Origin of the sequence: Collimonas fungivorans (assembly GCF_001584145.1) — a bacterium.
GTDB lineage: Bacteria > Pseudomonadota > Gammaproteobacteria > Burkholderiales > Burkholderiaceae_D > Collimonas > Collimonas fungivorans.
Map to the genome: position 1 here is coordinate 4,574,570 of NZ_CP013232.1, position 17,234 is coordinate 4,591,803.

The window sequence follows — 17,234 nt, forward strand, 5'->3', positions numbered from 1 at the left end:
GCTAAAAACAGATATAGAAGCTTGTCATAGAATTATTGCTGAGCAGTTGGCCCTGCGGCCGCAGCCATGGCAGGCAAAGCCGCCGGCACGTCCGCATAACGCAAGCGCACGCCCAGCTCCAGCTTGATGCGCCGGTTCTGCAAACGGCGCGACTCCGACATGAACGACAGCAGCATCGGCGACACCACCTGTTCCAGCTCGGCGCGCGGCAGCCGCGGCGACGGCGGCAAGCCGAACGCCTGGGCCACCAGGTCGAAGTATTCCGCCATCTTCAGCTGCGAATCGTCGCTCGCGTGATAAATCCGCAAAGGCGCGGCCTTGAAAACCGCCGCCACGATGATGCGCGCCAGGTCATCGGCATGGATGTGATTGGTATATACGTCGTCGTCCGCGATCAAGGCCGGCGTCGCCTTCTGCAAACGCGCCAGCGGCAACCGGTCGGCGGCATAAATCCCCGGCACCCGCAGGATCGCCAGGCGTCCGCTGCGGCGCCGGGCCCAGCCGCGCAACACCTGCTCGGCATCGACGCGGCGCCTGGCGCGGCCGTTGTGCGGGGCCAGCGCCCGGGTTTCGTCTATCAGGGCGCCGCCGCAATCGCCATAGACGCCGGTGGTACTGATGTAAACAAGAGTGCTACGCTCGGGTAAAATGGCGGCCAGGTTACGGGTGCGCCGGTCTTTTTCTCCGGCCGATTGCGGCGGCGCCAGGTGGACGATAACCTGCGCCAGGCGTGCCAGCCGCGCCAATGTTGCCGGCTGGTCAAGATCTGCAATCAACGGAATTGCGCCGGCGGCGCGCAATTCGGCGCAGCGGGCCGGCTGGCTGGTGACCGCAAACACGCGAAAGCGCCGTTTCAGCAGCGCCAGCAAGCGTAATCCCACGTCGCCGCAGCCGAGGATGAGCAGGCGCGGCTTGCCCAACTTGTCGCCAGGGGTTTGTTTTATATTTTTCATTACAGGATTGTATGAGTTTTCAGATAACTGTTCAGCCTAGCGGTCGCCAATTCAGCTGCGACGAAGGTGAAACCATTCTTAATGCCGCAGTGCGCGCCGGCATCGGCCTGCCTTACGGCTGTAAAAACGGAGCTTGCAGTTCGTGCAAGGGCAAGCTGCTGGATGGCGAAATCAGCCATGGCGCCCATCAGGAAAAAGCACTGCCAGTCAAGGAAGAACAACAGGGCTTCGCTTTATTCTGCTGCGCCACTCCGCATTCCGACGTCACCATCGAGGTCCGCGAAGTGGCTGGCATAGGCGATTTCCCGGTTCGCAAGATGCCGACCCGTATCGCCAAGATCGACAAGGTGGCCGACGACGTGGTTGTGCTGTCATTGCAATTACCAGCCAATGAACGGCTACAGTTCCTGGCGGGCCAGTATATCGAGTTCATGTTGCGCGACGGTAAACGGCGCAGTTATAGTATGGCCAACGCGCCGCACAAGGACGAGTACCTGACGCTGCACATCCGCCACATGCCGGGCGGCCTGTTCACCGACCAGGTGTTTACCACCATGAAAGAGCGCGACATCCTGCGCCTGGAAGGCCCGCTCGGCACCTTCTTCCTGCGCGAGGATTCGGATAAGCCGATGGTGCTGCTGGCATCCGGCACCGGCTTCGCGCCGATCAAGGCCCTGGTCGAACAATGCGCCCATACCGGTTCGCAGCGGCCGATCACCTTGTACTGGGGCGGCCGCCGCCCGCAAGACCTGTACATGATGGCGCTGTGCGAAGAATGGGCCGCCACGCTGCCGAACTTTACTTTCATACCGGTGATTTCGAATGCCCAGCCGGAAGACCAATGGCAGGGCCGCAACGGGTTTGTGCACCAGGCGGTGATCGATGACTTGCCTGACCTGTCCGCTTACCAGGTGTATGCCTGCGGCGCGCCGGTCGTGGTGGAATCGGCGCAGCGCGATTTTGTCGCCCTGTGCAAATTGCCGGCCGAAGAGTTTTATGCGGATTCGTTTACTTCGGAAGCGGACCTGGCCTCCTGAGCAGGCACCGCGGCTCTCTCAACACCACATCCTAGTTGAGAGAGCCGGCCGTCAGGCGCACATGGCGCGTGAGCGTCACTTCATGCATGACAACCTGCTGCGGTCCCGGATCGCGCCGTTCCGCACTCTCTCCCTCTGATCTGACAGCACCGACGGGCTCTTTCAGATTTGCGGCCGCAACTCGCGACGGCAGACGCGGCGCTGGCCGGTGCTGCTTTGGCGGCGTTTTTAAAACAACCTTGACCTTGTTATCTTGTGCCGGCAAAATGCGAGCGACGACAGGCTTGTCCTCAATTACCCGATCGGCCACGACAGGCTGGGCACGCTTGCTTTCCTGAGTATCGGCATCTTTCGCGGCCAGTATCTTCGCAGGCTTTTCCAGCGTGGCCACAGCGACGTCTGTTTGCTGCGAGTAGCGGTGCCCCAAGAATCCAAGCACCCCTGCCATCAGGATCCCCAACAACATCAACGGCACGCCGCAATGCGTTTGCGGACGCACAAAATCCAGCTCCGGACTGGCGTCAGCCGACCTCATCTTGATCCCCAGGCGCGAATCCCTCATTGCGGCCTCTCCTGCCATGGCCCGAATGGCAAACCTGGCCTGGCATAAGCCGCGCCTTGGGCGGAACAGTCCACGGGCTGGCGCCATGCCAGCTTGCCCCATGCGCCGTAGCGCCCCGATTGTTCCGCCACCAGATTATCCGCGGCCCAGTATCCCCACTTATAGCGGGCAGGCGGCATGCCAGGCTTGTCGACGGGCGCAGCAAACGCCGGGCCGCGAGCATGGGTGCGGGCAAAGCCATCCGGATGGTTGTGGCTGTCCTGCAGCCAGGGATGCGCCGCCGCCAGCCAGCGTACCAAGGAGGAATTGTCTTGCGCCCGGCGCGGGCTGCTGAAAAATGGCGTCACCGCCAGCACCGGGAGGGAATTTTCGCCGTCGCTGTCGGCCCGCGCCAACTGCGCGGCAGCGGCGATGCTGTCAGCCAGCGCAGCACCCGGCGCCACCGGTATGCCGCAAACACCCTGCCATATTCCCTGTTTCCTGAACAGGCATTCAAGCGCGCCGTGCTGCGGCAGACTCAGCACGCAATCGTCTTCCAGCACTTCCCAGTGACGCTGTACCGCGGCCGTCAGCAACGACATGCACGAGACCAGCCGCAGCTTGTGCATCTTGGCCAGCGCCTGCAAGCCCTGTATCAGCGCGGCATCGGTTGCCGCCGCCAGCCGCGGCTGGCCGGACGGTGCCGGATCGACCACCACCTGGCGGCCGGGATAAGCGCTGCCATCCTGTTCGTCGAATACGGCATTGGCATAATCGCGCCAGTCTGCCGCCTGCGTCAGCCCCGCTTGCCACGGCAACACCGTGTGCCGCACATACGGATAACCGAGCAGCACGGTCAGCTTGTCGGCAATTTTTATGCGGCCGCGCGGCGTACGTCCGAATAAATCGGCAGCTGCCGATAAAGGATCAGACAATGCGGCCGGGCTTCCTTTCAGCTCGCCGCTCCAGACATTGCGCTCGCGGGCGAAGGCGGAACGGCCTATCCAGGTAAGCTGGCCCCCTTGCAGCAGCATGAGGTGATGCATTACCAGCGGTTGCGACGGCTTAAATGATTTGCTAGGGGGAAATGACACAATGCACCTCCTCGGGCGTGGTCAGAACGGTAGCGATTTCGCCTGCCGTCTCGGCATCAAGCATTACGGCATCGAATTGCTTAAAAGCATGATTATGAAAGATATCAGATTTAATTGCCTTTTGAGAACTATTTTAATCATTTCGCCAGCCGCAGCCAGATGACGAACCCTCCCTCTGCAAGGCCGGCCACAGCCGCGCAAATTTTTTTTGACGCACCACACAAAAAGTCCTAATATTTGCGTCATGAACATGATCCGGACATTGTTGCGACGCCGTAACCCATTACCTCAGCCAGGTAAGCCGTGCGCGTGACCGTCGATTGATCACGAAGCCACAGGCGCTGCCTGTGGTTTTTTTTTGCCCTTATTTAGGATAGGAGTACTCATATGGCACATGGCGTGGAATTCAGCGAATACCCGGTTAACGACCTGATGTTCATCACCAACCGCCCGCCCCTGGTGTTTACCGAAGGCGACGGCATGTGGATGACGGATCACACCGGCAAGCGCTACCTGGATTATTTGCAGGGCTGGGCCGTCAACGCCCTGGGCCATTCGCCGCAATGCATCCAGGATGCGCTGCTGGCCCAGTCCAAGAAGATCCTCAATCCTTCGCCGGCTTTCTACAACGCACCCTCGATCGAACTGGCCGGCCTGCTGACCGCCAACTCCTGTTTCGACCGCGTGTTCTTCACCAACAGCGGCGCCGAAGCCAACGAAGGCGCGATCAAGCTGGCGCGCAAGTGGGGCAAGAAGAATCCGAACCAGGCGGGGCAGCACCGCTTCGAGATCATCACTTTCAACCACAGCTTCCACGGCCGCACGCTGGCGACCATGTCGGCCAGCGGCAAACCTGGCTGGGACACCATTTTTGCGCCGCAAGTGCCGGGCTTCCCGAAAGCCGAGCTGAACGACCTGGCCAGCGTCGAGAGCCTGATCAACGACAAGACCGTGGCGGTCATGCTGGAGCCGGTGCAAGGTGAAAGCGGCGTGATTCCGGCCAGCCGAGAATTCATGCAAGGCTTGCGCGAACTGACCAAGAAGCGCGGCATCCTGCTGATCGTCGATGAAGTGCAATCCGGCATGGGCCGCACCGGCGAACTGTTCGCTTACCAGCTGTCGGGCATCACGCCGGATATCATGACCCTCGGCAAAGGCATAGGCGGCGGGGTGCCGCTGGCGGCCCTGCTGGCGCGCGAAGAGATCGCCTGCTTCGAGGCCGGCGACCAGGGCGGCACTTACAACGGCAATCCTTTGATGACGGCGGTCGGCGTTGCAGTGATCAAGACCTTGCTGGAACCGGGGTTCCTGCAGTCAGTGAAAGACAAGGGCGCCTACCTGAGCAGCGAATTGTTGAAACTTACCGCGAAACACGGGCTCGAAGGCGAACGTGGCGAAGGCTTGCTGCGGGCGCTGAAACTGGGCAGCGACATCGGCCCGCAGATTGTCGATATCGCGCGCGACCTGAATCCAGTCGGGCTGTTGCTGAATTCGCCGCGGCCGAACCTGCTGCGTTTCATGCCTTCGCTGAATGTGACGATTGCGGAAATCGACCAGATGATTGCGATGCTGTCGGACGTGATCAGCCAGATCAAGAAACAAGATTGAATAAAGGTGAGTGCTTGATGACGATCAGAAATCTCTTTATCTGTTGCCTGGCTTTGTTGCTGGCAGCCTGCGGCGGCACCGGTTCGGTCCGCCCCGGCTCTGAGGACAACACGCCGATCAGCGACAAGGGCAACAATATCGTCATCTACTCGCTGGGCCTGATCGACACCAACTACCGCTTCGGCGGCAAGAATCCGGAAGCCGGGCTCGATTGCAGCGGCATGGTCAGTTATGTCTACCGCCAGGCGGCCGGCCTCAAGGTCACCGGCAGCGCGGCCGACATAGCGCGCCAGGGCCGCTCCATCACCAAGGCCGAACTGCGGCCGGGCGACCTGGTGTTCTTCAACACCATGCATCGCGCATTTTCGCATGTTGGCATCTATATCGGCGATGGCCGCTTCATCAATGCACCGTCGACCAACGGCAAGGTGCGCATCGACCGTCTCGACAACAGTTATTATGCGGCGCGCTTTGAAGCGGTCCGCAGATACTTCGACTAACTACCGCGGCTGTTTGCCGCCGTCTGACACGCAATAATAAAAACGCCGCTCCGATGCAAATCGGCGCGGCGTTTTTTTGTAGGGTGGGCAGGTTTTCCTGCCCACTCTGAATGGAGATAGGCGACACCGGCAAAATTTGCGATCCGCGTGGGCACGGAGTGCCCACCCTACCACCTGCTTATTTTTTCTTTGGAATGAACAGGTCGGTAATCGTACCCAGCCCCATCTCGGCCGCAAACATCGGCGTCTCCGACAAGGTCGGATGGGCATGGATGGTCAGCGCCAGGTCTTCCAGGTCGGCCCCCATTTCCATCGCCAGCACAGTTTCCGCCAGCAGCTCGCCGGCATTCACGCCGACAATGCCGGCACCGATGATGCGTTTGGTGCTCGGATCCCACAACAGCTTGGTCATGCCGTCGTCGCGGCCCATCGCCAGTGCGCGGCCGCTTGCCGCCCACGGGAAATTGGCTTTTTCAAAAGGAATGCCCTTGGCCTTGGCTTCGGTTTCGGTCAGACCCATCCATGCGATTTCCGGATCGGTGTAAGCCACCGAAGGAATCGTCATGGCATCGAACTCGACCTTGTGGCCGGCGATCACTTCGGCGGCAACCTTGGCTTCATTGGTGGCTTTATGGGCCAGCATAGGATCGCCGCAGATATCGCCGATGGCGAAGATGTGCGAAACGTTGGTGCGCTGCTGCTTGTTGGCCGGGATGAAACCGCGTTCGTTGACGACCACGCCAGCCTTTTCGGCGGCGATTTCCTTGCCGTTAGGACGACGGCCCACGGCCACCAGCACCATATCGTACAGTTGCGGTTCCGGCGCCGCGGGAGAGCTGCTGTCGGCGCCTTCAAACGTTGCGCGCAGGCCTTCTTTCAGGGCTTCCAGCTTGGTTACCTTGGTTTTCAGGTAAATCGCTTCGTAGCGTTTCTCGATGCGCTTCTGCAGCGGCTTGACGACGTCGCGGTCGGCCGCCGGAATCAGGCCGTCGGCAAATTCGACCACGGTTACCTTCGAACCCAGCGCGTCGTAGACGCAAGCCATTTCGAGGCCGATGATGCCGCCGCCGATGACCAGCAGCTTCTTCGGGATCTGGCGCAGTTCCAGCGCGCCGGTGGAATCGATCAGGCGCGGATCGTCGTAAGGGAAGCCAGGAATGCGGGCCACCGATGAACCGGCGGCGATGATCGCGTTCTTGAAGCCGACCACTTTCGGGCCGTCGGCAGTGGCGACGGTGATCGTGTTGGCCGAGCTGAATTCGCCCTTGCCGGTCAGTACCTGCACTTTGCGCGCCTTCGACAGGCCAGACAAACCGCCGGTCAGTTTCTTGATGACGCTTTCCTTCCAGTCGCGCAAGGCGTCGATATCGATTTCCGGCGCCGACATCTTGACGCCGAAATGCGCCATTTCCTCCGCTTCGGTAATCACCTTGGCGGCATGCAGCAATGCCTTGGACGGGATACAGCCGACGTTCAGGCAAACCCCGCCGAGGCTGGGATAACGTTCGATCATCACCACGCTTTGGCCGAGGTCGGCGGCGCGGAAGGCCGCGGTATAACCGCCGGGACCGGCGCCCAGCACCATGGTGTCGCATTCGATATCGACCTTGCCGGCGAAACTGACGGCGGCGGGAGCGGCCACGGCAGGCGCCGCAGGAGCAGCTGCCGGAGCAGAAGGCACCGCTGCGGGCGCGGCAGCGCCGGTAGTTTCCAGCACCAGTATCAGCGAACCTTCGCTGACCTTGTCACCCACCTTGACCTTGACTTCCTTGATCACGCCGGCGTGGCTGGAAGGAATTTCCATGCTTGCCTTGTCCGATTCGACCGTGATCAGCGACTGGTCGACCTTGACGCTGTCGCCGGCCTTGACCATCAGCTCGATGACATCGACATCCTTGACATCGCCGATATCTGGCACCTTGATCTCGACGATGCTGGCGGCGCCCGACGCAGCAGGTGCCGCGGCTGCAGGCGCTGCTGCGGCAGCAACCGGAGCCGGCGCCGCCGGTGCTGCAGCTGGCGCGGCGGCTGCGGCGCCGGCGGCTTCCAGCACCAGCACCAGCGAACCTTCGCTGACCTTGTCGCCTACCTTGACCTTGATTTCCTTGATGACGCCGGCCTGGCTCGATGGAATTTCCATGCTGGCCTTGTCCGACTCGACCGTGATCAGCGACTGGTCGACCCTGACGGTATCGCCGACCTTGACCATCAGTTCGATGACTTCTACATCCTTGACGTCGCCGATATCCGGGACCTTGACTTCAACCATACTCATAGCGTTTGCTCCATGCTCGCTCCTCCGTCGGGAGGAAAAATTGTTATGTGCTGTGTGCCGCTGCTCTGTTCCGCTTACGCGCCAGGCGGGGCGCTAGGCGGGGATTTCATTTCAAAACTGTGGATGCGCAAGGGCATGGCAGAACTTTTATCGAATTCAACGCCGGCATGAATCCCTACCTCGGCGATGTGCTGCGCGCTGACGTCCTTGTCATACACTGCATACATCGCGCCCAGGGCAAAATTGCGGCCGCTGCCTATGCCCCAGAAACGATCGAAGCTGAACACCTCGCGATAGGAATACACGCCGAAGATGCCGTAAGGATTGGCGACCAGGGCGGTGATCTGCGACGATTCGTAAGGGTCGTCCTCATCCTCTTTGGTGTTCAGGAAATACTGGTCCTTGAGGATGGTGTGCACCTTGGAAAAGGTGTCAAACACCTCGTCGCGGCTATTCAGCTTGCACTCTTCGCCCATCGCCGTCAGCAGCTTGCGCATCACGGGGAAATGGGCGGCGGTGCCGGCCAGCGTGATGTACGATTCACCGATCTGGAAAATCTTGTTGTTGACTTCGTAAGCATGCGACAAACGGGTATCGCCGAAAGTCACCAGCGAGTCCGATGCAATCGCGATCTGCCCATTTTTTTTGACGACAACGCAGGTAGTCATAATTGCTCTCCATCTGTATGCCAATTGACCCGTAGGGTGGGCACTCCGTGCCCACGCGGATGCGCGTGTTACGGTTACAGCGCGTGGGCACGGAGTGCCCACCCTACATTACAACAGTGTCTTGCGCATGTCGGCCAGCACTTCGGCCAGGTAGACGCTGAAGCGCGCACCCATGGCGCCGTCGACCACGCGGTGGTCGTAGGACAGGGAGGTCGGCATCATCAGGCGCGGCACGAACTGCTTGCCGTCCCAGACCGGTTTCATCGAAGCTTTCGACAAACCCAGGATGGCGACTTCAGGGGCATTGATGATAGGCGTAAACGCCGTACCGCCGATGCCGCCCAGCGATGAAATCGTGAAAGTCGCACCTTGCATGTCGGCCGGCTTCAGCTTGCCGTCGCGCGCCTGGGCAGACAATTCACCCATTTCCTGGGCGATCTGGCTGATGCCTTTTTTATCTGCATCCTTGATCACCGGCACTACCAGGCCGTTCGGCGTATCGGCGGCAAAACCGATGTTGTAGTACTGCTTGAGGATCAGGTTCTCACCCTTGCCATCCAGCGAGGCGTTGAACGCAGGGAATTTCTTCAGCGCGGCGACGCTGGCCTTGATCACGAACGCCAGCATGGTCAGCTTGACCGGCGACTTGGCCTTGGCGAAGCTGTCGTTGGCTTGCTTGCGGAATTCTTCCAGTTCGGTGATATCGGCTTCGTCAAATTGCGTGACGTGCGGGATCATGACCCAGTTGCGGTGCAGGTTCGGACCGCTGAGCTTCTTGATGCGCGACAGCGGCAGCAATTCGGTCGGGCCCTGCTTGCTGAAGTCCAGCGACGGCCATGCCAGCAGGTCCAGTCCGACGCCGCTGCCGCCCTTGCTGCCCGAAGCAGCAGCGCTGCCGCTGGCTGCGCCCGAGATCACGCCCTTGACGTAATTCTGCACATCTTCGTGGGTGATACGGGCCTTGATGCCGGTGCCGGCCACTTTGCCCAGGTCAACGCCCAGTTCGCGCGCAAACTTGCGCACCGATGGCGATGCATGCGGGATGCTGCCGCCGGCTGGCGCCGGGGCTGCTATCGGCGCTGGTGCCGGCGCGGGAGCGGCTGGCGCCGGCTTGCTTTCCGCGACTGGCGCAGGAGCCGGAGCGGCTGGTGCGGCGGCCGCAGCGCCGGCCGGCGCCGCTGCACCAGCATCGGCTTCCAGCACCAGCACTAAAGTGCCTTCCTTGACCTTGTCGCCCAGCTTGACTTTCAATTCCTTGATCACGCCCGCATGGCTGGACGGGATTTCCATGCTGGCCTTGTCGGATTCGACCGTGATCAGCGACTGGTCAACCTTTACCGTGTCGCCGACCTTGACCATCAATTCAATGACTTCAACTTCACTGACGTCGCCGATATCCGGGACTTTGACTTCCACCATACTCATCGCTTAGCTCCATTCATTCTGCCCGCTGTATAACGCGGGCCTGAGTTTCCTTTCAGAAAATTCAGGCCCGTGCTGCACAGCCGTGGAAATTTTAATACTGTCTTAGTACCTGCTTATTGCCCAGTTATCAAGACCAGTACCTTATTGCGTGACCGGATTCGGTTTCTCCGGATTGATACCATACTTGGTAATCGCATCGGCGACAACCGAGGCTTTGATCTTGCCTTCGTCAGCCAGCGCCTTCAATGCCGCCACCGCCACATAATAACGGTTGACCTCAAAGAATTCACGCAGCTTGGCGCGGGTATCGGAACGGCCGAAGCCATCCGTGCCCAGCACCTTGTAAGTGCGGCCGGCTGGAACGAAAGCACGCGCCTGCTCAGCGAAAGTACGCATGTAGTCGGTGGAAACGATGATCGGACCGGCAGTGTCTTTCAGGCACTGGGTGATATGCGCCAGGCGTGGCGTTTCGGTCGGATGCAGCATGTTCCAGCGTTCGACATCCTGGCCGTCGCGGGCCAGCAAGGTGAACGACGGCGCCGACCAGACATCGGCATCGACGCCCCAGTCGCTGGCCAGCAAGGCCGCGCCTTCGATGACTTCACGCAGGATGGTGCCGGAACCCATCAGCTGCACGCGCAGCTTGCTCTTCTTGCCGCCTTCCTGCAGCAGGTAGAGGCCCTTGATGATGCCCTCTTCCTGGCCTTCCTTCAGGCCTGGATGGCTGTAATTCTCGTTCATCAGGGTCAGGTAGTAGAACACGTCTTCCTGGTTGGTGACCATGCGGCGCAGGCCGTCATGCATGATGACTGCCACTTCGTGCGAGAAGGTCGGATCGTAAGGCACGCAGTTCGGGATGGTCGACGCCAGCACATGGCTGTGGCCGTCTTCATGCTGCAGGCCTTCGCCGTTCAATGTCGTGCGGCCGGCAGTGCCGCCCAGCAGGAAGCCGCGGGCGCGCATGTCGCCGGCTGCCCACGCCAGGTCGCCGATACGCTGCAGGCCGAACATCGAGTAGTAGGTGTAGAACGGGATCATGACCCGGTTGTTGGTCGAATACGAGGTTGCGGCGGCAATCCACGAACTCATGCCGCCGGCTTCGTTGATGCCTTCCTGCAGGATCTGGCCAGCCTTGTCTTCACGGTAGTACATCACCTGGTCTTTATCGACCGGCTCGTACAGCTGGCCGACCTGGCTGAAAATGCCGATCTGGCGGAACAGGCCTTCCATGCCGAAAGTGCGCGACTCGTCGACCATGATAGGCACTACGCGCTGGCCCAGGCTCGGGTCGCGCAGCAACGTGTTCAGGATACGCACGTAAGCCTGGGTGGTGGAAATCTCGCGCCCTTCGGCAGTCGGTTCCAGCGCGCCCTTGAATGCCGACAGTTCCGGCACTATCAGCTCTTCGTCGGCCTTCTGGCGGCGTTGCGGCAAGTAGCCGCCCAACGCTTTGCGGCGGGCGTGCAGGTATTGCATTTCCGGGGTGTCGTCGGACGGCTTGAAGAACGGCACGTTCGGCAGCTGCTCGTCGGAGATCGGCAGCTGGAAGCGGTCGCGCATGGCCTTGATGGCTTCGTCGTCCAGCTTCTTGGTGTTGTGCGCGGTGTTGCGCGCTTCGCCCGATTTGCCGAAGCCGTAGCCCTTGATGCTCTTGACCAGCAACACAGTCGGCTGGCCCTTGTGTTCTTGCGCTACCTTGAAAGCAGCGTAAATCTTGTGTGGGTCGTGGCCGCCGCGGGTCAGGTGCCAGATGTCGTCGTCGGACATCTTGCTGACCAGTTCCAGCAATTTCGGATGCTTGCCGAAGAAGTGCTTGCGTACGAACGCGCCATCCTTGGCCTTGTAGTTCTGGTATTCGCCGTCGACGGTTTCCATCATCACGCGCTGCAGGATGCCTTCCTTGTCGCGCGCCAGCAGGTCGTCCCAGCCTGCGCCCAGATCACCTTGACCACGTTCCAGCCGGCGCCGCGGAAATCGCTTTCCAATTCCTGGATGATCTTGCCGTTGCCGCGCACCGGACCGTCCAGGCGCTGCAAGTTACAGTTGACCACGATCACCAGGTTGTCCAGGCGTTCGCGGCCGGCCATGCCGATCGCGCCCATCGATTCCGGTTCGTCCATCTCGCCGTCGCCGCAGAAGGCCCAGACCTTGCGGTTGGCGGTGTCGGCGATGCTGCGTGCATGCAGGTACTTGAGGAAGCGCGCCTGGTAGATCGCCATCAGCGGGCCCAGGCCCATCGATACGGTAGGGAATTGCCAGAAATCCGGCATCAGCTTCGGATGCGGGTAGGAAGACAGGCCGTTGCCGTCGACTTCGCGGCGGAAATGCAGCAGCTGCTCTTCGGTCAGGCGGCCTTCGAGGAAAGCGCGGGCGTAAATGCCGGGCGAGGAGTGACCCTGGATGTACAGCAGGTCGCCGCCGTGGTTTTCGGAAGGAGCATGCCAGAAATGGTTGAAGCCGATGCCCAGCATGTTGGCCAGCGAGGCAAAGCTGGACAGATGGCCGCCGAGGTCGCCGTCGAGACGGTTGGCCTTGACCACCATCGCCATCGCATTCCAGCGCATCCATGAGCGCAGGCGCTCTTCGATCTCGAGGTCGCCCGGACAATGCTCGCCCATGTGGGCAGGGATGGTGTTGACGTAGGCAGTATTGCTGGAAAACGGGATCTGGGCGCCGCGGCGGCGGGCCAGGTCGACCATTCTTTCCATCAGGTAATGGGCGCGTTCAGGGCCCTCGGTTTCAATGACAGCTTCGAGCGCATCCAGCCACTCTTGGGTTTCAATGACATCTGGATCGTTGGCGGCCTGGGCCAAAACCTGGTCGAGCTGGGCTGACATGCTGAGTCTCCTGAATATGTGCGCTTGTCCGATCTGGCACCGGACTGGCGGGTTGGGTCGCAAGCATCTACGTCACTATGTAGACGGGTGCCAAATTCTAACAGGAGTTTTTTTGATTTCCAAATAGCGATATTCGATTTCACAATATGAAAATATGCTGCATAGCAAGACGAACTTACATAAAACGACGCCTATCCCTTTCCAACTTCATGGGATTGAAAAGCCAAATCTCGGACACATTTCTCATGGCGCATTGCAACAATAATTGCATATGGACATCATAAAAATCCCACTTATAGCTAATTCGATATAACAACTACAGGAAATCTAAGTAAAAAAGCGCTAAACCCGAGGTGGCTAGCGCTTTTTTATTTGTCCGGGAAACGACTTCGGCGGGATGCAATGTCGCTTGTTAGCCTGATTAAGGGCTGTCTTTAGCCGGCTTTATTCGGCGATTTTGACAAATTCGCCCTTCAAGGCCACGCCAGCCATGATCGCACCGGCATGGCATTCGAATTCGGTGGCGCTTGCATGCTCTATATTGTTGTAGTTGCTGACAATATTGACCACCGCATTCGCCCCCACATCCTGCGCGTGTTTCTGCAAACGCAGCATCGCCGACAGAAATACCCAATTGCAGGCTTTCTCATCGGTTTTGCCAAATGCACTGGTCTTCTGGCTGGTCTTTTCGCTATCAAGCGTCGTCAGTACCTTTGGCGTCGGCTGATTGCCAAAGTAAAACCTGACGCTGTCGCCCAGGCGGCCCTTGGCGTCGTTATCCGCCAGCGCTCCTGCCACCGGCAACATCAATGTGCGGTCAGCCGCCAGCGCAGGTACTGCGCTCAACAACATGCCGGCGATCGCGGCCGCCATCAAAATCGTTTTTTTCATTTTTTCCCTTTGGATTAATAATTTAGATTAACAGCCGCCGGACATTCGGATTCCGGCTGTTGTCATGCCGCCTTGCCGCCCTTTTTCTTGGCGCCGATGCGGCTTTCCTTGCCGGCCAGCAGATTGCCGATGTTCTTGGCGTGGCGATAGATCAGCAAGGCGCTCATCACCACTATCGCCAGCAAGATCATGTCCGGCCCTTCCATCAGGGCATAGAAGAAAGGCGCAAAGACGCTGGCGACCAGGGCAGCCAGCGAGGAATAGCGGAATGCATAAGCCACGATCAACCAGGTCGCGATAGTCGCCAGGCCCAGCCAGAGGCTGATGCCGATCAGGATGCCGAACAAGGTCGCCACGCCCTTGCCGCCGGCGAAACGGAAGAATACAGGCCACAGGTGTCCCAGGAAAACAGCCACTGCAACCAGCGCCACCGCACCATCGCCAAGGCCGAATTGCGGCCCGTATCGTTGCGTCAGCCAGACTGCCAGCCAGCCCTTGAAACCGTCGCCTATCAGGGTCAGGGCTGCCGCGGTCTTGTTGCCGCTGCGCAGGACGTTGGTGGCGCCGGGGTTATTCGAACCGTAGGTGCGCGGATCTCCCAGCCCGAACAGTTTGCTGGTGATGATGCCGAACGACACCGAGCCGATCAGGTAGGCGGCAATCGCGAATAACAATATGTACATGCGTGTCTCTTTCTTTTGTATTTGGTTGGTTCAGGGCCTACTCGTCCAGCGCGCACTGGACCGCCTTTGCCTGCAGCAGCTCAGCCACATTGTGCGGCGCCATGCCGATCAGGTAGCCGCGCCGGCCACCGTTAATATATATCTTCTGCAAGGCCAGGATGCTCTCTTCGATGTATACCGGCAGCGCCTTGCGGGTAGCGAACGGCGAGGTGCCGCCGATCAGGTAGCCGGAATGGCGGTTCGCCACTTCCGGCTTGCAGGGTTCCACCGACTTGCAGCCGATCTGCCGCGCCAGGTTCTTGGTCGACACCTTGCGGTCGCCGTGCATCAGGATGATCAGGGGCTTGGCCGCCTCGTCCTGCATCACCAGCGTCTTCACCACATGGTGTTCGTCCACGCCCAGCGCGCGCGCCGACACCGTGGTGCCGCCGTGTTCTTCATATGCGTAGGGATGTTCTGAAAAGACCGCGCCGTGCTTGCGCAAGAATTGCGTCGCCGGGGTCTCTGAAATATGTTTTGTCATACCGGGTTACTTGAGGGCAGCAGACTGCAGCGTCTGCCGGCAAATCATGCTGTCGCCAGACCCGATGCAGCGACAATCCCTGCCGCTGATCTGCGCTGGCCGGACTGGCAGCGCTTAGGGCTGCTTCGGCTCATCGGAAGCAGGTTCGCCGCTCGCAGGCAGTTCGGATTCGGCCCCGTCCTCTGTTTCAACTTCGGTGGAAGAACCCTTCTCCAGCTTGCGCTTCAGCTTTTCTTCCTTCTTTTTTTTCTTTTCTAATTCTTTTTGCCGTTTTTCATACTGAAAATTCGTTTTTGCCAATTGCGCCCCCTAAATAGACTCTTGAATGATGTACTACAGGATACAGGAGAATAATTGGGAGGATGCAGAATTCAACTCCAAAAAAAGTTGCATATTACCAATAAAATCATCCTCCCCCAGCAGTTTCAACCGCGTTTCAGCCACGCGGATGATGTGCTGCATGCAGCGCCTTCAGGCGTTCGCGCGCCACATGGGTATAAATCTGGGTAGTCGAGATATCCGCATGTCCCAGCAGCAGCTGGACTACACGCAGGTCGGCGCCGTGATTGAGCAGATGGGTGGCGAATGCATGGCGAAGGGTATGCGGCGACAAGGGTGCGTTGATGGCGGCCTTGGCGGCGTATTTCTTGATCAGGGTCCAGAACATCTGGCGCGTCATGGCGCCGCCGCGTGCGGTCACGAACAGGGCATCGTCCATCTGTCCGTTCATGATCTGGCCGCGCGCATCTTTCAGGTAGCGCACGATCCAGTTGCGCGCCTCCTCGCCGAACGGCAGCAGGCGGGTCTTGCTGCCTTTGCCGGTAATCCGCAGCACGCCTTCGTTCATGCCGACCTCCAGCGATTTCAGCAGCACCAGCTCGGACACCCGCAAACCGCTGGCATACATCAGCTCCAGCATGGTGCGGTCGCGCAAGCCTAGCGGCGTGGCGACGTCGGGCGCAGCCAGCAGTGCTTCCACCTGGACTTCGGACAGTATCTTGGGAAAGCGCGGCGCCTGTTTGGCCGAACGCAGGTGCAGGCAAGGATCGGCGCCGATGCGGTTTTGCCGCAAGGCCAGCAGGTAGAAGCGCTTCAGCACCGCCAGCCGGCGGTTCGAGGAAGTAGCCTTGCTGCTGTCGTGCCTGGCCAGGAAATAGGCATTCAGGTCGCCGGCATGGACTGCAAACAGGGATTTGCCGTCCGGCTGTTCCTGCAGCCATAACGCAAACAGGGTCATGTCGCGCCGGTATGCCTCCAGCGAATTCTTGGCGAGGCCGTCTTCCAGCCACAAGTTATCGCAAAATTCGTCAATCGCGGTTTGATGTTCCGCGCTCAGCGCCGGTTTGGCTTCGTTCTGTGCCTTGGACCTTCTCACAGACCGGCCACGCCTTCGTGCTCCAGCAGCCAGCGCTTGACCCGCAAATGGAAGCCATCCGCCTCGTCGTGATGGGAAAAACCGCCGATGCCGCCGGCAGCAGTCACGCGATGGCAGGGAATCACCAGCGGAAACCAGTTGGCGCCGCAAGCCTGGCCCACCGCGCGCGGGGCAGATCCTATCAGCTTGGCGACCTGGCCGTAAGTGAGCACTTCCCCGCGCGGTATCGCTGCAATCGTTTTCCAGACCTTGTGCTGGAAAACGGTGCCCAACGGCGCCAGGGGCAGGTCAAAACGAAAATCCGGCTGCTCCAGGTAACGGCCGATCTGTTTTACGGCGCGCTCGGCCAGGGCGTCGGTGGCGTCTTTTTCGTGGAAGGAGGGGGGCAGATAGACCAGTTCGTAGACCAGGCCCGCTTCAGTGCGTATCCCCATCGCGCCGAACGGCGCGGCGATTACCGCAGTGAAGTGCTGCGCAGGAAGCTGGCCGTCGCGCTTGAGCGGACTATCTGAAATTATATTCATGATCCTAGATTCGGTAGTTGAACAGGTGCGAGCGTGCATTTTTCCGGTTCTCTGGCTAGGCGCGACGACGACGCGGAAGTCATTCCGCTAGGAGGAGCAACGCCTGTAGCCCTATAGGGCGAGAGCATTCCCTTGCAAGGGAATGCTGTTGCGCAGGCAGGCGACATGTCACCTGAATTCCCTGCTCCACCGCCAGAGGGCCGGAAAAGTGTGCGATCGCGCCTGTAGCGCTCTCACTCGCTGGAGATACCTCATTAAACCAAAGAAAGATAGTGTGCATCAAGCTTTCCAGATATAACA

General features: G+C 59.8%; 15 protein-coding genes and 1 pseudogene. 3 read left to right on the forward strand and 13 right to left on the reverse strand.

Going from position 1 to position 17,234, the window contains the following annotated elements; genetic code table 11:
• Positions 1–32 precede the first annotated feature (32 nt).
• The gene (locus CFter6_RS20070) at positions 33–953 is read right to left on the reverse strand and encodes a sugar nucleotide-binding protein (protein ID WP_061541422.1); all 921 of its coding nucleotides are present in this window, start codon (positions 951–953) and stop codon (positions 33–35) included.
• 11 nt (positions 954–964) lie between these two features.
• Here CFter6_RS20070 and CFter6_RS20075 point away from each other — a divergent pair, with 11 nt between their 5' ends.
• Positions 965–1,990, forward strand: a complete 1,026-nt coding sequence (locus CFter6_RS20075) for a CDP-6-deoxy-delta-3,4-glucoseen reductase (protein WP_061541423.1) — start codon at positions 965–967, stop codon at positions 1,988–1,990.
• A 31-nt stretch (positions 1,991–2,021) separates the two neighbouring features.
• Here the strand turns inward: CFter6_RS20075 and CFter6_RS20080 are convergent, their stop codons facing one another.
• Positions 2,022–2,552, reverse strand: a complete 531-nt coding sequence (locus tag CFter6_RS20080) for a hypothetical protein (protein ID WP_061541424.1) — start codon at positions 2,550–2,552, stop codon at positions 2,022–2,024.
• Positions 2,549–3,577: a hypothetical protein gene (locus CFter6_RS20085; protein ID WP_150118823.1), complete on the reverse strand. Its 1,029-nt coding sequence runs from the start codon at positions 3,575–3,577 to the stop codon at positions 2,549–2,551. Before CFter6_RS20085 ends, CFter6_RS20080 begins: the two co-directional genes overlap by 4 nt.
• 447 nt (positions 3,578–4,024) lie before the next feature.
• On the opposite strand from CFter6_RS20085, the gene CFter6_RS20090 reads away from it, so the two are divergent.
• Together CFter6_RS20090 and CFter6_RS20095 are read left to right on the forward strand one after the other, a co-directional pair.
• Entirely contained in the window at positions 4,025–5,233 is a 1,209-nt protein-coding gene (locus CFter6_RS20090; protein ID WP_061542489.1) for an acetylornithine transaminase, read from the forward strand.
• 17 nt (positions 5,234–5,250) lie between these two features.
• Positions 5,251–5,733 (forward strand): C40 family peptidase, encoded by a 483-nt coding sequence (locus tag CFter6_RS20095; protein WP_061541426.1) that lies wholly within the window; start codon positions 5,251–5,253, stop codon positions 5,731–5,733.
• Between the two features lie 178 nt (positions 5,734–5,911).
• Here CFter6_RS20095 and lpdA read toward each other — a convergent pair whose 3' ends face one another.
• The 10 genes and pseudogenes from lpdA to CFter6_RS20145 all read right to left on the reverse strand — a co-directional run bounded on the left by lpdA (position 5,912) and on the right by CFter6_RS20145 (position 16,934).
• Entirely contained in the window at positions 5,912–8,008 is a 2,097-nt protein-coding gene (gene lpdA, locus CFter6_RS20100) for a dihydrolipoyl dehydrogenase (RefSeq protein WP_082814891.1), read from the reverse strand.
• Between the two features lie 74 nt (positions 8,009–8,082).
• Positions 8,083–8,676: an Ntn hydrolase family protein gene (locus CFter6_RS20105; RefSeq protein WP_061541427.1), complete on the reverse strand. Its 594-nt coding sequence runs from the start codon at positions 8,674–8,676 to the stop codon at positions 8,083–8,085.
• A gap of 108 nt (positions 8,677–8,784) precedes the next feature.
• Positions 8,785–10,101, reverse strand: a complete 1,317-nt coding sequence (aceF, locus tag CFter6_RS20110) for a dihydrolipoyllysine-residue acetyltransferase (protein WP_082814892.1) — start codon at positions 10,099–10,101, stop codon at positions 8,785–8,787.
• Between the two features lie 141 nt (positions 10,102–10,242).
• Positions 10,243–12,938, reverse strand: a pseudogene (gene aceE, locus CFter6_RS20115) (pyruvate dehydrogenase (acetyl-transferring), homodimeric type).
• Positions 12,939–13,382: 444 nt separating this feature from the next.
• A complete protein-coding gene (locus CFter6_RS20120) occupies positions 13,383–13,829 on the reverse strand; it encodes an excinuclease ATPase subunit (protein ID WP_061541428.1) in 447 nt (148 codons plus the stop codon).
• Positions 13,830–13,891: 62 nt separating this feature from the next.
• On the reverse strand, positions 13,892–14,512 hold the full coding sequence (gene plsY / locus CFter6_RS20125; protein WP_061541429.1) for a glycerol-3-phosphate 1-O-acyltransferase PlsY: 621 nt from the start codon (positions 14,510–14,512) through the stop codon (positions 13,892–13,894).
• Positions 14,513–14,549: 37 nt separating this feature from the next.
• On the reverse strand, positions 14,550–15,035 hold the full coding sequence (gene ybaK, locus CFter6_RS20130; RefSeq protein WP_061541430.1) for a Cys-tRNA(Pro) deacylase: 486 nt from the start codon (positions 15,033–15,035) through the stop codon (positions 14,550–14,552).
• Between the two features lie 114 nt (positions 15,036–15,149).
• On the reverse strand, positions 15,150–15,335 hold the full coding sequence (locus CFter6_RS20135; protein ID WP_014007539.1) for a hypothetical protein: 186 nt from the start codon (positions 15,333–15,335) through the stop codon (positions 15,150–15,152).
• A gap of 136 nt (positions 15,336–15,471) precedes the next feature.
• On the reverse strand, positions 15,472–16,410 hold the full coding sequence (xerD, locus tag CFter6_RS20140; protein WP_082814894.1) for a site-specific tyrosine recombinase XerD: 939 nt from the start codon (positions 16,408–16,410) through the stop codon (positions 15,472–15,474).
• The gene (locus tag CFter6_RS20145) at positions 16,407–16,934 is read right to left on the reverse strand and encodes a methylated-DNA--[protein]-cysteine S-methyltransferase (protein ID WP_061541431.1); all 528 of its coding nucleotides are present in this window, start codon (positions 16,932–16,934) and stop codon (positions 16,407–16,409) included. The genes xerD and CFter6_RS20145 overlap by 4 nt, the downstream gene beginning before the upstream one ends.
• Positions 16,935–17,234: the final 300 nt, after the last annotated feature.